Source organism: Myroides sp. C15-4, from assembly GCF_050522745.1.
GTDB lineage: Bacteria > Bacteroidota > Bacteroidia > Flavobacteriales > Flavobacteriaceae > Flavobacterium.
The window spans coordinates 121,656-136,431 of record NZ_JBMVQX010000004.1; the positions used below are offsets into that span (position 1 = coordinate 121,656).

Consider the following 14,776-nt stretch of genomic DNA (forward strand, 5'->3'; position numbering starts at 1 on the left):
GTACAAATGGTCGGGTTTAGTCTGTATCTTGTAGAAAGTCCTTTGAACTAAAAGGAGAATGGAGGCAATAGTCTAAAGAAAATAGATACTTTCTCTTTCAGGTGGTTTACTTTAATTTAGCTTCGATTCATTTGTCAATGGTTACACGATAGGTTAGAAAAAAACAACAGAACTACTTTGCTATCGAAGCAGTTAGCAAATTCGCGTAAAAGGCTTGGAAATTGATAAGATATAAAATAAAACCCCACCTAAAAAGGCGGGGTTTTTATCTCTCGTTCTTATAATTATTTTCTAGAATAATCTAGAATAACGCTATTTATTACTAAGTGCACCAGGTATTTGTCGAGTGATCTCATCATCGAACGTAAGAATTATATAATCAACATCTTCTTCAGCCAGTTTTTTGATCACTTCAAAATAATCATTGATGACGTAATCAAACTTTTGCGTATAGATCATAACGGTGGTAAGCGCTTCACCTATCGTATACTCGCTATTATCTGACATGCGTTTCAATGTCAACTTTTGATAATTCTTACCCTTTTTCAACTTTTTTTTGATGTTGTCAATATCCAGATTATTCAAAGACAACCCACATGCTGATTTTTTTCGCTTGCCTGATTCTTTAACTTTTCCATCCAAAAGATCCGCACTGGTTGATAAGGCCCCTTGTGCAAAGGATAAGAGTGATCCTTGTATATTTCTACTTAATTTAAACAAAGAGGTTTCATCTGTAACATAGACGATTTTATCCTTATCTATTCCCCAAGTGGTCACAATGTGATCTACATATTCTTGAGGAGTACTATTGATTTCCATTCCCATCTGAGCCAATGACACAAGAGGGAAAAAACAAACAACTAAAAAAAACCATTTACGCATATCTATCGTTTTTAAATATTTAAGGCTCAATTAAACTAACAAATGAGCCTAAAGTAAATTTTATTTTAAAAATAACAAAAAAAATAGATTAAAATAAAAATCAAATCACAGTGTCATTAATTTTACAATCAATTTATTGCGTTAAAAACACAAAAGTAGACCAAAAACAAACAATAATACACTGCTATTCTTCCGTGATTATGATGCGACTTATTCTCTTTCCCTACACTCTACTCGATGTTAAAGGAGGGTATTGTTCTCCAAATAAAGAGGTATGTCATTAAAAGAATAATAAAAAAGAAGAGAGCCCCAAGGCTCCCTCTTCTTCTCAAAAAATCAAATAAAGACTATACAGTAGAACTAATACAGTCCTTTAATAAACTCATACGCTGTTTCTTCTTTAATTTCTTTCTTCCACATGTCTTTGTCTTTGGTGGTATACAAGTACACTTGTAACAGCTTAGTCGCTAATACTCCAGAAAGAATTAAAATAGCGACAATAACCAAAACGGCTAGGGTCATAATCATGGTTTTCCTTTTTTAAATGGTTAAAATATACTGCGTTAAATCTTCCATATCGGTTGCACTAATTTGCGGAAATGGCGGCATTTGAGGAGCATCCGCTCGTTTTTTACCTGGATTTCTAATCCACTGAATCAACTCCTCCTTGTGATTGGTATAAATTTCTTTCATTTCGGTAACAGGAGGACCAACTAGGGGTGTTTTTTCCTTGTGACAAGCTGCACAATACGAATTAAATACAGCCTTTCCTTTAGCGGTTAAATCACCGGAAGCTTCTGCTGTGGCAAGGGCTTGGCTCTCGTGTTCCTTTTGGTTTATGGCTTCCTCTCTCGCTGCCTTAGAAGCGGCTTCAAAGGCAGCCGTTTTTTCTGCCATTAATTCGCGATGGGGCTGTATAGCATTGGCTCGATATACGTGTCGACCACTGCCCATAAAGAGCACGACAATACTCATTGCCACAACGATGCGTTTGAAATAGCGATCGAGTTGATCATCTGTTCCCCTAAGAGTTTTAATCATATAGTAAATTGCATAAGCCGCAATAGCCACTCCCGTAAAGATAATGCCCAGCATACTCCAACTAAATCCTTTCGCAGGTAAAGTAACCAGTACCAATGGACCAAATAAAAATTGCGCTACCGAAGCACCTAAGGCCATTTGATAACCTATTCGCTTCACTTTTGCACGAGTAAATACAGTAAAATACTCCTCAAAAGGATAATTCTTTCGTCCCATATACCAGCTAATAAACAGTCCTGTGATTGCCAAAGAAGCTCCTAAAAAATGAAAATACCTCGGAAAGACATTCGGCAAGGTTAAGGCAGATAAAAAACCGCTTACACTCATCCATTTTTCGGGAAAGAGCATTAAATTAACATTAACTAAAAAAATCAACGGAATAAACAAAAACAAAAGTACAGCCAGTACATTAATGGAAATGTGAAGTACTTTCATTTTGTGCATAGCTTCCCAGGTGTACTTGTGTAAATAGGTCAATAAAAATACGATAGCAACTAAGGGAATAATGAGAATCCACATAATTCCAGTTAGTGAATTGGCGGTGTAAAAATAAACGGTATACAGCGTATTAATACTCAGTAAAGGCGCAACACCCAACACAACTGCAATCGATTTATTAACCGTTATGGTAGCGGCAATTTCTTTAGCCAACGTATCGTATTCTTTGTTTTTTAACCCCTTAATTTCCGCCCATAAAGTGGCAATAGAACCACCAACCATCAGGTTGACAAATAAAATATGAGCGAGAAATGAAACGACAAGCAAAAGGACGAGTAACCATTCAGGTAGTGGTAAATCAAGGGGAATATCTTTGGGTAGTGGTGTATTATTCATTTGAGGAATTTTTTAGTTTGTTTTCAATAAATTTTTCAACTGTGTGATTGGGATTAACTGTAGCTCCAATACTTTGGGCTCCTTCTAGTGTTGCTCCACTTTGTTGTAAATAAAAGATATAATGCGCCAACGCATCTAGTTCAGCTTCATTTCCCGGATACGGTGGCATATAGGTTCGGCCGTTGTGCATATTGGGGATATAGGCTTTCATCGAATTGATATCCAAGGGCTTACCTACACCATACATTTTTTCAAAAACATAAATAATCGAATTAATCCCTTGGCTGGTATGACAACGGGAACATGCAATCATAAAGACATCCCGTCCTGCTTCTAATTTATTTGATTCCGTAATTTCAGTGATGGACGTATACGTGGCGTGTTGAAGTACACCATCGCGTTGGAGTAAAGGATAATCTTCTTCGCGTATTAAATTGGAATACATATAATTTCCAATCACATAAGGTTTTCGGATGAACTCCCTAACGCGTTCAAAAATACCCAAGAAACCAAGGGAAAGCACAAAGGGAATAATCACGAGTACCAAATTGACTTTTTTGGGTTTAATCAAGGTCCAAATAGCCAATAAGGCGAGTGAACTTGTCGCAATAAGGATGATGTATTTCAGGAGATTATAGTACTGTTCAAAATCCATCGTTCCTACGGCTGTACTCATATTAGCCGTCATAGCTTCTGGAATTACGCGATAGTAATTGATCGCTGCTAGAATAGATAAAGGCAACCACAATAAAGTCCAAATGGCTGTAGTTTTCAAAGCGGGTTTTCGAATCGGGCTGTTTTTCTTGCTAAACAGCATGATTAATAAGAAGCCAAAAGCACCTGCCACAACCATAGCTGTCGGAGTTCTAAAAAGTAACTGTGGAAGGTAAATGGGATTGGTTAATCCATTGAGTAAGGAATGATCATCGATCCAATTACCGGGGTCCATCATAAATCCTAAAATCGCTACAATAATAGCCATCGTTAGCCAAGAGAAAGCAGCTAAGAACCAGCCAAATCGGATATGACGTTGTTTAGCACGAAGGGATTTGTTGGAATTTTTCCACGTGAGAAAATAAATCATAATAAAAACAACTTCAAGCACAAAGACCACCCATTCGGTAAACCAACCCCAATAAAAGACACGGATCAAACTACCAATAGAATTGGGACTAATAAGTGCCGCAGAGAACCAAATGCCCACGCCTGTCATGGCACCCACGGTGGTGGTGATCACAAAGCCAACCATCATCATGCGCTGTACCATCTTATCCCATTCGAGGTCTGTTACCTCTTGCGGACCACTCTTAACGACACCTTGCTGTTCTAATAAAGTAATATAAGGAATAAAACCCACGGCCAATCCGTGGTTGATAAATACGTGAATAATCGCAATCACAGCGATCAGAAAGCGATCATTCAGCCAGTCTAAATGAAATAAAGGAAAATCCATATTGTATTATTTTTCAACAAAGTTAGAGGCCTAGCTTCTGGAAAATATTATACAAAACATGGTGTTCTTTATACTAATCAATTGAGGTGGGAAAACAAAATGGATTTGTATTTCACAAATCAATACTTAGTTTATTTTTCGAAATTCATCAGGTGATAATCCCGTATTTTTTTTAAAGAAGCGGGAGAAATAAGCGCTATTCTTAAAGTTGAGTTCATAAGCAATTTCACTAATGGATACATCTACATTGACTAATAGTCGTTTACACTCTAAGACCATGCGATTGCGTATAACTTCACCTGCTGTTATACCCAATACTTTCTTGCATAAAGCATTGAGATGATTAGGTGTAACAAACAGCAAATCAGCATATTCACCAGGTAATCGTTTAGCAATAAAATGTTGTTCCACTAATTTTTCGAAATTCTTAATGATAAAATGGGCACTATTGATTTCTTGATGCTCCGCAGTAGCTTCTGTCTTTTTAACCAAAAACAGCTGGGTTTCCAAAAATAATTCCAACATCAAAACGCGCATAAAGTCTTCATACAAGGGCTGTTTTTGGGTATAAGCCCTATAAATTTTTTCAAACTTAGTATGCAAAACCTCATAACACTTCTCACAAGAAAACTTGGAGTATTCTACATCACCCGTAAAAAAGGAAAACTCCTGAAGGTAATTGGGATTAACCAGAAAAGTACGCAGGAAATTCTCATTAAAATTGATCAAGAATCCCTTTGTTCCCGGTTTAAATTCCCATTTGTGTACTTGAGAAGCATTTAAAAAAAATAAGCAGTGATTTTCAATGGAAAATTTCTTAAAATCAATAAAGTGAAGCCCCTCTCCTTCTGTTATAAACAAAATTTGATAAAAAGCATGGCGATGAGGAGAAGAAACCAGCGTTGGTCGGTCCGAAATATACTCCTCTAAACGATATACCACACAATCCTGTAACAGATTATCCGTTCCAATTAAGTTGCAAATATTGTAGATCGGAATTCCCTTATTTTCCATAGATCATTTCCTTTGCCACAAAGGTAGTGAAAACAGTTCACAGTTTACGGCTATCCGCTGCGATCGTCTCCTCAATTAAGGTCTCTAGCTCTTGGTTGGTAAATCCCAATCGATGGCCTACTTCATACATCCAATCGAGGTAATAGTCAAAGTAGTTCTCTTGAATGCTGGGCATTAAGACCAATTGTACCAATTTTAAATCCAAATTCTGATCTATTTCATAACGTTTGGGGTTCTTCATTCGCAATTTAGAAATAAAGAGATCGTGTTGTTTTAAATGCGCCTCCGTGAGGTGTTCTTGCTGCTTATTGGTCCAATACTCCCGAGCATCGTCAGCGATTTGCTGTATCGTTTTGGGTAAATTGACATAGATTTTTTCAACCATTTTTAAGGCAACCGTTACAAATATAAAATATGCTTTCTCTTGGGATTCGCTTTCGAAAATTTCTGCTAATTGATTCATCGACTTACTGAATAGAATTGATTAGATCACAGTGAGCGAATGCAGAAACGAAGGACAGTGCTTCTTCTGGCTTTTCTTTTTCAACAACAACCGTTTTACTAGGCTCGGTTGCAGCAATATAATCAGTGAATAGCATCCCTCGATTTTCATCTCTAACATGGGGATCTAAGGCAAATAATACGTCCATCTTTTAAGTAAGCAATTTTTCAAAATCGAAAGGTACGCAATGAACCAAGGCAAAAGTATCCCTGAATTTGATGAGTTATTAGGGGTGAGTGGTGAATGGTGAGTGGTGAATGGTGAGTGGTGAGTTAAACGACGGATTGACCGATGCTTATCACCACTGTCACATGGGAAATGCCGCTGAAATAGGAATTCGCCATTTTAATTTTTCACGAGAAGAGCTCGATCACTACGCCTTGAGTTCCTATACAAAAGCGCAAAAAGCAACCGAAGAGGGTAAATTCAAAGCAGAGATTGTACCGATTGCTTCTCGTGATCGCTCCAAACCAGAGGCTATTGTTGTAGATGAAGATATTTACAAAATCATTCCAGAAAAAATGCCTCATTTACGTCCTGTTTTCGAAGAAGAAGGACGTTTAACCGCTGCCAATGCCAGTAATTTAAACGATGGTGCAGCCCTACTCCTCTTGGCTTCTTCCGAAGCTGTGCAACAGTATCAATTAAAACCAATAGCGAAGATTTTGTCCTATGCCGATGCAGCACATGATCCGCTGTGGTTTACGACCGCTCCTGCTTTAGCAATTCCAAAAGCCTTACAACAAGCAAGTCTCACGGTAGCAGATATCGATTTATTTGAAATTAACGAGGCCTATGCATCTGTACCACTCTCCATGGTTGAACTGTTGGATATACCACTAGATCGCATAAATATCTATGGAGGTGCTGTTGCTCTAGGACATCCTATTGGCGCTTCAGGAGCACGTATCTTGGTTACCTTACTCCATGCCTTACACCAAGAGAATAAACGATATGGCGTGGCAGCGATTTGCAACGGTGGTGGTGGTGCAACGGCATTAGTAATTGAAAGCGTATAATTGTACTAGACAAGACAATGGAAAAATTTGACCTTGTAGTAATTGGCTCAGGACTATGCGCACCCAACTTTTGCTAAAGTACTGAAAAAGACCTAACGCATGGCAGATGGACAACCTGCAATTAATATTTAAAGCTATAAAAAAAGCTAGGGCTTTACATTAAAGCCCTAGCTTGATTTGAATTACATTCCCCTAAAACGTCAATAGTACAAACGGAGAAAACCTCACCCCCTCTCTTGTATAACTACCTGAACTCAAATCATTTAAAAGTATATCACTTTTAAATTTTGCACTTCTGCTGTATTTTTGATGAGGAGGAGCAACCTACAACATAAAAACACAGCCTACACTAAACAATAGGTATGATCCTAGCTGTAGTAGCATTTTCTTTTTCACAACCTTGTTTTTAAATAACACTACCCAAAACTAGTAAAACAAACACAATAAGCTAAAAAAACAATATACCTAAACATACTAAACGCCTCAAAAACAACAAAATACAAGTTTTAATGACGTTAAACTTTTGAGTAAAGTTTAAAAAAATTTAATTAAATAATTAATAACAGAAAAATTAATGTTTAAAAAGTAAAACAAATGGGCTTCTAACGCCATATTCGCTACTTACGAGAATGCTTCCTCCTTGAACTTCAACTATTTCCTTGCTAATATCAATCCAAGGCCTCTTCCTTCTCTAGGTGTACTGCGTAGGCTAAAATCGCGATCAAAGATGCGATCGAGATATTCTGGTAGATACTGTATTCGAGCAGCTAGGGCGATTACTTCTTCCTGGGAAGTTTCCCTAAAAAATCATATTTTTTTAGCGATCTTTGTATGAAACACAAAAGAGGATTCTTCTTTATTGACTAATTATCATGACTAAAACTGAAAAAGTAAACTTTGTACTCGAAACCTTAGATGCTTTATATCCTGAAATTCCGGTTCCTTTAGACCACAAAGACGCCTATACTTTATTGATTGCGGTATTACTATCTGCACAATGTACAGATGAACGCGTCAATAAAATAACGCCTATCCTATTTGCAAAGGCAGATAATCCCTACGATATGGTAAAATTGACGGTAGAGGAAATTCAAGATATTATTCGCCCATGTGGGCTATCTCCGATGAAGAGTAAGGGCATTTATGGACTGTCTAAAATCTTAATTGAGGAACACAATGGAGAAGTACCTGCTGATATGGAGGCTTTGGAGCGATTACCCGCAGTGGGGCATAAAACAGCTTCAGTTGTGATGGCGCAGGCATTTGATATTCCAGCTTTTCCCGTAGATACTCATATTCACCGCTTGTTGTATCGTTGGGGGTTCTCCAATGGGAAAAGTGTACAACAAACAGAAAAAGACGCCAAGCGCTTATTTCCCAAAGAACATTGGAACAAGTTACACCTGCAACTGGTTTGGTATGGCCGACAGTACTCTCCTGCTCGTGCATGGAAATTAGAACTTGATATTATTACCAGTGTGATTGGACGTAAAACAGTACTCAACGAATACTATAAAAAACAAGAAAAAAAAGCATCGAAATAATCGATGCTTTTTTTTTAATTTACTTTTGATTTTTTCAGATTCGATTCCACAAATTCACTGAAAGCCAGTTCAGACCAAAATTTAGAATACGCCAGTAGCTTTTCAATTAATTCGGGTTGTGGTAACTTCGCATCTGTTACGTTTAAAAGAGTTTTGTAGTTTTTCTTCATAAAAGATCTGTTATATTCCTCTTTTATAACGAGTCAAATGCAACATTATTATACACTTAATGATATTTGTTTTTTGTCGAGCATTCTTCTCAAGTTAATAATAGCATAACGCATTCTACCCAAAGCGGTATTAATACTAACATCGGTTGCTTCTGCTATTTCCTTAAAGCTCAAATCTTGATATAAACGCATGCGAATAACTTCCTGCTGATCTTGCGGCAATTCGAGTATCAATTGTTGTAAATCTTCTGTAATTTGATTTTGGATCAACAGTTCTTCTACGGTTTCGCTATCGTCTTTTAAAAAACTAAAAAAGGGGGTCTGTTCCGTATCATTGTGGATAACCGTGCGTTTTTCACGTCGATAGTGATCCATGATTAAATTGTGTGCAATACGCATCACCCACGAAATAAATTTACCTTCTTCGTTATATTTTCCTGTTTTAAGGGTGTTGATTACTTTGATAAAGGTATCTTGAAAGATGTCATTAGTTAATTCAACATCGTCCAATTTACTAAAAATAAATCCGAAAATTTTGGCTTGATGCCTTTTAATTAAAACTTCAAGTGCGTTTTCATTGCCCCTTCTATAATGCTGTACGAGGGTAGCATCTGGTAATTGACTTAATTCCATAACAAAATTCTTTTTTTAGCTATTCTATTGTGATCTAAAAAGTACTTTTGTTATATAGGCAATTGATTTTTATGTATTGAGTGTTACAAATATATACAAAAATATTTGTTAAAAACAAGAATATAAAAAAAATGTTAAACAATATATTTATTTTTTGGAACCCTAAAGCTTTTCAAAAACGAAGATAAAAGCGTATTTTTGTCTACTAAACACCAAAATATCGTATGTCTAAAATCGATTTTTCTAAACTAGATCCCAAGAAAAACATTATCATTAAAGGAGCACATCTACATAATCTAAAACACATCGATGTTGTGATTCCCAGAAATCAGATGGTTGTCGTAACAGGACTTTCTGGTTCTGGAAAATCTTCTTTGGCTTTTGATACGCTATATGCAGAAGGACAACGTCGTTATGTGGAGAGTCTCTCGTCCTATGCACGTCAATTCTTAGGTCGAATTGACAAGCCTAAAGTAGAATATATCAAGGGAATTGCACCTGCGATCGCGATTGAACAAAAGGTAAATACAACCAATGCTCGATCCACTGTAGGAACTTCAACGGAGATTTACGATTACATCAAATTGCTCTTTGCGCGAATTGGTCATACCTACTCTCCTCTATCGGGACAGGAAGTTAAGAAAGATACGGTGACCGATGTGACTTCCCTAATCAAAACTTTTTATTTAGATAGTAAGTGGCTGTTGCTAGCGCCTTTACTTTTTGATGAAGATCGAACATTATCAGAACACTTAGCGGTTTTGCTCAAACAAGGATATGCGCGTTTATGGGTAAAAGGTGAAATGGTTCGTTTAGACGAATTTTTAAGTTTAGAACCCGAACTCATCAATCAGTTTCCGTTGGATGAGGTAGTACTCATTATTGACCGTATTGTGGTTAAAGACACGGATGAATTCTACAATCGATTAAGTGATGCAGTAGAAACAGCCTTTTTTGAAGGAAAAGGTACTTGTTTTGTTCGCGCTTTAGACGGAGATAAACGCTATGAATTCAGCAATCGATTTGAACTCGATGGACTTTCATTCTTAGAACCCAATATTCACTTATTTAGCTTTAACAATCCGTATGGAGCCTGTCCTACTTGTGATGGATATGGCAATGTCATTGGCATTGATGAAGAATTGGTATTTCCCAATACGGGACTTTCTGTTTATGAAAATGCCGTTTTTCCATGGCGTGGAGAATCTATGGGATGGTACCGCGATCAACTCGTTCAACATGCTTATAAGTTTGACTTCCCTATTCACCGACCTATTTTTCAACTAACAGCCGAAGAAAAAGCACTAATTTGGGAAGGAAATGAGTTTTTTACAGGATTAGATGCCTTTTTTCAAGAGCTAGAAGAAAAGAATTACAAAATTCAAAATCGCGTCTTACTATCGAGATATAGAGGAAAAACAAAATGTCCTACGTGTAAGGGAAAACGCTTGAGAAAAGAAGCAGATTACGTCAAAATAGGTGGAAAAACCGTTTCAGATTTGGTTGATATGCCAATCGAAAAATTATTGATCTTCTTCCAAGAACTCAAACTCACGGATTATGAACAACAAGTAGCCAAACGCTTGTTAATCGAAATAAACAATCGATTGGGCTTTTTATTGAACGTAGGATTATCCTACCTAACCCTGAATCGAAATTCATCGACCTTATCAGGTGGAGAATCACAGCGTATTAACTTGGCGACTTCGTTGGGTAGTAGTTTAGTTGGATCCATGTATATTCTCGATGAACCTAGTATCGGATTGCACCCTAAAGATGGTGAAAAATTAATTCACGTTTTAAAACAACTGCAAGCGTTAGGTAATACCGTTATCATTGTAGAACACGATGAGGAAATCATGCAGGCAGCAGATCAAATTATTGATATTGGTCCGGAAGCAGGTACTTTTGGCGGTGAATTAGTGGCCCAAGGAACGCTAGCGGAAATTTTAAAATCCGATTCCTTAACGGCGCAATACCTCAATGGAACAAGAGCGATTGAAGTACCTAAGAAAAGAAGAACATACAAACACTATATTGATATTATTGGCGCAAGGGAACACAATTTAAAAAATATTGATGTTCGCTTTCCCTTAGACTGTTTAACAGTTATTACGGGTGTGTCTGGAAGCGGAAAAAGTACACTTGTTAAGCGTATTTTATTTCCTGCTTTACAAAAGAAATTAACAGGACTAAGCGATAAACCAGGACAATTTACAGCATTAGAGGGGAAATTTGATCACATCAAGCAAATTGAGTATGTTGATCAGAACCCTATTGGTCGAAGTTCACGTTCAAATCCAGTGACCTATATCAAGGCCTATGATGAAATTCGAGACCTCTATGCCAAGCAAAATACATCCAAATTAAGAGGCTATCAACCGAAGCATTTTTCATTTAACGTCGATGGTGGTCGATGTGAGGTGTGTAAAGGCGAAGGAAGTGTAACCGTGGAAATGCAATTCATGGCGGATGTTCACCTCGAATGTGAAGCTTGTCATGGAAAACGCTTTAAAAAAGAAGTACTTGAAGTGAATTTTGAAGGCAAAAACATTGATGATATTCTTCGCATGACTATAGACGATGCTTTGGCTTTCTTCAAGCAATACAATCAAACGAAAATCGCAACGCGTTTGCAGCCCCTACAGGATGTGGGACTGGGATATGTTCAATTGGGACAATCCTCTTCTACCCTTTCTGGAGGAGAAGCACAACGCATCAAACTGGCTTCTTTCCTATTAGCGGGATCAACCCGTGAAAAAGTACTCTTTGTCTTTGATGAACCAACAACGGGCTTGCACTTTCACGACATCAATAAATTGCTTACCGCATTCAATGCGCTTATCGATAAAGGACATTCCATCATCGTCATTGAACACAATTTAGATCTGATTAAATGCGCGGATTATATTGTGGATATCGGTCCAGAAGGTGGTGAAAAAGGCGGTGAATTGATCGCTTTTGGAACACCAGAAGAAATTGTAAAAATTAAAGCCTCAAGTACAGGACAGTTTTTAAAAAATAAATTGAAATAAAAAAAGAAGTTTCTTTTTGGTGAATGGTGAGTGGTGAATGGTGAGTGGTGAATGGTGAGTGGTGAATGGTGAGTGGTGAAGAGTAGAAATGGGAGAAGGGAAATGGGAAATGGGAACAAATTACCAATAAAAAAAGCTTGAGGATTACCTCAAGCTTTTCTTTTCTGTTAACCGTTAACTGCTAACCGAAAGCCATCATCTATCACCACTCAAAACAATATCTTCTGGTATCGCTTGAAATAAATTACACGAAAGTACATGACTAAGTCTGATCAAGGTATCTAGTGTAAAATTTTCTTTTCCTTTTACCCATTTACTCACCTGTTGAGGTGTAACAGCCATTTTTTCTGCTAGATCTTTTTGTTTCCATCCTAACACAGCTAAACGACTGAGTATATGCAAAGCAATTTTCTGAGAAACCCGATGCAATTCTCTGTTTGCCACACGTGCTTTGGCACGATCTAGTGTATTTGTCTCTTCTGATGAAGCAAGTGCTATAAATTTTTCTTTATTTAACATTTTTTATTCGTTTAAGAATTCAAAAAAAGAATCTTCATCTATGATATTTCCTCCACTTAAATAGGCATATGCTCTATTTAATTTATTTAGTTCTTCAGTTGTATGTTTACGTTCTTGCATCAAATGCTGTAAGGACAACTTTATTGCTCCCCCCGTAATAACAAACGTATTTGTATCAATTTTAATGGCATATATTCTCAAACAATCTTCCCTTCCTTTTTGCAAGGAAAGCACTCGAGCGTGATATTCCCTATTGTAGAGTGGTTTAAAAAAGTGCGATAAACGACTCTCTTTGGTCGATGCAATCGCTACTAAAGTATCGTCAATTATTTCTACATCAGAACGTATATTCATTGCCATTTCTTCTAAGCTAACCTCCCTTGGAATATCTTTTTCATTCTGCTTTAAAAAGGTAAACAAATAGTCCATATCAGTCCACAACTCCATCAATCGATCATATTCATTATATTCCTCGCCCTCGTAATGAAAGGCCCATAATTTGTCTTCAAAGATACTAACAATTTTCATAAAATCAACCTGTAAGTTGATTTACTACTATACCATTCAATAGCAATAGCCATTCTATATCGCTTATTTCTCATTTGTTTTCTCATTTGTTTTTTCATTTGATAAATCTGAACAAAAATGATTCCAAAATGAGAAACCGTAATGCAGCGTAGGGTTCATCGATCACCAAAACAAAATATAAACTAGCTGAAATGAGTAAGTGAAATTTCCTAACCTAGAAGAAACATACCATAAACAAAAAAGCTTGAGGATTACCTCAAGCTTTTTTATTGTTTTCTATTTACTAAACCGTTAACCATGCAACACACTCACCAAGCGTTCCGTCAAGCGTTTACGTCCAAAATATTGTAAGCCCATGGCGTGTACTTTGAGTTGGTTATTTTGATATTGTTCAAAATACTGCATTAAAATTTCGCAGATCTTATCTTTTTCACTGTATAGTGCATTGCGTCCTACATTGGTTTGCTGGATGATTTCGAAGAAATCAGATTCTTCTGGTCCGATTGCTAAAATAGGGCGTTCCGCCGCCATATATTCAAAGAGTTTTCCAGGAATAATGGCTTTCGTATCATCGGAATCTATCTCAACCAACAGCAACACCTGAGAAGCACGCATTTGTCGCAAAGCCTCTTCGTTATCGACATAACCTCTATTATCCGTACAGTCCAACAGTTTAAATTCTGCTAGTGTATGGAGAATTTCATCACTGATCTTTCCGATTAATTTAAGCTCAAAAGCAGCTTTAAACGCTTTGTTTTCTCTTCTTAACTCACTAATAGCTTTCCATAATACGCGTGGATTTCGATTAGACAAAAAAGAACCAATATGCGCCAATGTAAATTTCTCGTCTAGTGATACCTTACCAAAATTGCTAATGTCATATCCATTGGTGATAATTGCAATGGGTTTTGTTGTTTTGGTTTCAAATTCTTTACGTGTAGTTTTACTCGTAACAATTAATTGATCAGCTGTAGTAAGCACCTCTTTTTCTAAAGCTAAATGCTTTTCTTTTGCTTTATGCGATAGTTTAAGCTCTTTATGATAACCTATTGTAGTCCAAGGATCTCTGAAATCAGCTACCCATTTAATTGCTCTTTTTTTCTTCAACCCCAACCCGATCAAATGAATACTATGCGGAGGGCCTGTTGTGATGATCGTATCAATATCAGGATGTTGTGCTAAGTAGGTATTAAGGTACGCTATAGAGGGGTTTACCCAGCCTACACGTGCATCGGGAATAAACATATTTCCGCGAATCCACAACAGTAATTTATCCCATTTCGTTTGATTTCGAACTTGTGGAATCATGCCAGAACTCATCGTTTGCGCACGTTGTCCCATTAACTTCTTCGCTAGCGAATACGGTTCTTTAATTGGATGCCGCAAGATAGTCACGGTTGGACTAACCTCCTGTTCTAATTTAGTATCAATCAAGGGATAGCTTGCACCATCGGGTACATATACAATCGGTTCTATGTCAAAATCAGGCAAATACTTGACGAATTTTAACCATCGCTGTACGCCTGGTCCTCCTGCGGGAGGCCAGTAATAACAAAGGATGAGTACTTTTTTCTTTTCTTTTTTCTTTTCCATTTCAAGCAA

15 protein-coding genes are annotated in these 14,776 nt (G+C 37.1%); 3 read left to right on the forward strand and 12 right to left on the reverse strand.

Features of this window, described 5'->3' with window-relative positions; all coding sequences use genetic code 11:
- Positions 1 to 312: 312 nt before the first annotated feature.
- The 7 genes from ACPDHL_RS03205 to ACPDHL_RS03235 form a co-directional block, all read right to left on the reverse strand.
- Complete coding sequence (locus ACPDHL_RS03205; RefSeq protein ID WP_430531366.1) at positions 313 to 882, reverse strand: hypothetical protein; 570 nt, start codon at positions 880 to 882, stop codon at positions 313 to 315.
- Between the two features lie 360 nt (positions 883 to 1,242).
- Positions 1,243 to 1,410, reverse strand: a complete 168-nt coding sequence (locus ACPDHL_RS03210) for a hypothetical protein (RefSeq protein ID WP_430531367.1) — start codon at positions 1,408 to 1,410, stop codon at positions 1,243 to 1,245.
- A gap of 12 nt (positions 1,411 to 1,422) precedes the next feature.
- Entirely contained in the window at positions 1,423 to 2,757 is a 1,335-nt protein-coding gene (locus tag ACPDHL_RS03215) for a c-type cytochrome (RefSeq protein WP_430531368.1), read from the reverse strand.
- Positions 2,750 to 4,210, reverse strand: coding sequence for a c-type cytochrome (locus ACPDHL_RS03220; RefSeq protein WP_430531369.1), 1,461 nt, complete (start codon positions 4,208 to 4,210; stop codon positions 2,750 to 2,752). The genes ACPDHL_RS03215 and ACPDHL_RS03220 overlap by 8 nt, the downstream gene beginning before the upstream one ends.
- A gap of 126 nt (positions 4,211 to 4,336) precedes the next feature.
- Positions 4,337 to 5,224, reverse strand: coding sequence for a helix-turn-helix domain-containing protein (locus ACPDHL_RS03225; protein WP_430531370.1), 888 nt, complete (start codon positions 5,222 to 5,224; stop codon positions 4,337 to 4,339).
- Positions 5,225 to 5,261: 37 nt separating this feature from the next.
- Complete coding sequence (locus tag ACPDHL_RS03230; RefSeq protein ID WP_430531371.1) at positions 5,262 to 5,687, reverse strand: hypothetical protein; 426 nt, start codon at positions 5,685 to 5,687, stop codon at positions 5,262 to 5,264.
- Positions 5,688 to 5,691: 4 nt separating this feature from the next.
- Entirely contained in the window at positions 5,692 to 5,874 is a 183-nt protein-coding gene (locus tag ACPDHL_RS03235) for a hypothetical protein (RefSeq protein WP_430531372.1), read from the reverse strand.
- A 109-nt stretch (positions 5,875 to 5,983) separates the two neighbouring features.
- Here ACPDHL_RS03235 and ACPDHL_RS03240 point away from each other — a divergent pair, with 109 nt between their 5' ends.
- Both ACPDHL_RS03240 and ACPDHL_RS03245 read left to right on the forward strand, forming a co-directional pair.
- Positions 5,984 to 6,745, forward strand: coding sequence for a thiolase family protein (locus ACPDHL_RS03240; RefSeq protein ID WP_430531373.1), 762 nt, complete (start codon positions 5,984 to 5,986; stop codon positions 6,743 to 6,745).
- 872 nt (positions 6,746 to 7,617) lie between these two features.
- Positions 7,618 to 8,289 (forward strand): endonuclease III domain-containing protein, encoded by a 672-nt coding sequence (locus tag ACPDHL_RS03245; protein ID WP_430531374.1) that lies wholly within the window; start codon positions 7,618 to 7,620, stop codon positions 8,287 to 8,289.
- Positions 8,290 to 8,303: 14 nt separating this feature from the next.
- On the opposite strand, the gene ACPDHL_RS03250 is transcribed toward ACPDHL_RS03245, so the two are convergent.
- Positions 8,304 to 8,459, reverse strand: a complete 156-nt coding sequence (locus ACPDHL_RS03250) for a hypothetical protein (RefSeq protein ID WP_430531375.1) — start codon at positions 8,457 to 8,459, stop codon at positions 8,304 to 8,306.
- Positions 8,460 to 8,507: 48 nt separating this feature from the next.
- Positions 8,508 to 9,092, reverse strand: a complete 585-nt coding sequence (locus ACPDHL_RS03255; RefSeq protein WP_430531376.1) for a sigma-70 family RNA polymerase sigma factor — start codon at positions 9,090 to 9,092, stop codon at positions 8,508 to 8,510.
- Between the two features lie 224 nt (positions 9,093 to 9,316).
- Between ACPDHL_RS03255 and uvrA the strand changes: the two genes are divergently transcribed.
- Positions 9,317 to 12,127 carry an excinuclease ABC subunit UvrA gene (gene uvrA, locus ACPDHL_RS03260; protein ID WP_430531377.1) on the forward strand — a complete coding sequence of 937 codons (2,811 nt, stop codon included), beginning with the start codon at positions 9,317 to 9,319 and terminating at the stop codon, positions 12,125 to 12,127.
- 195 nt (positions 12,128 to 12,322) lie between these two features.
- Here the strand turns inward: uvrA and ACPDHL_RS03265 are convergent, their stop codons facing one another.
- From ACPDHL_RS03265 to ACPDHL_RS03275, 3 genes are all read right to left on the reverse strand, one after another.
- Positions 12,323 to 12,646, reverse strand: coding sequence for a helix-turn-helix transcriptional regulator (locus ACPDHL_RS03265; protein WP_430531378.1), 324 nt, complete (start codon positions 12,644 to 12,646; stop codon positions 12,323 to 12,325).
- Positions 12,647 to 12,649: 3 nt separating this feature from the next.
- Positions 12,650 to 13,174, reverse strand: a complete 525-nt coding sequence (locus ACPDHL_RS03270) for a hypothetical protein (RefSeq protein ID WP_430531379.1) — start codon at positions 13,172 to 13,174, stop codon at positions 12,650 to 12,652.
- A gap of 291 nt (positions 13,175 to 13,465) precedes the next feature.
- Positions 13,466 to 14,767: a glycosyltransferase family 4 protein gene (locus ACPDHL_RS03275; RefSeq protein ID WP_430531380.1), complete on the reverse strand. Its 1,302-nt coding sequence runs from the start codon at positions 14,765 to 14,767 to the stop codon at positions 13,466 to 13,468.
- Positions 14,768 to 14,776: the final 9 nt, after the last annotated feature.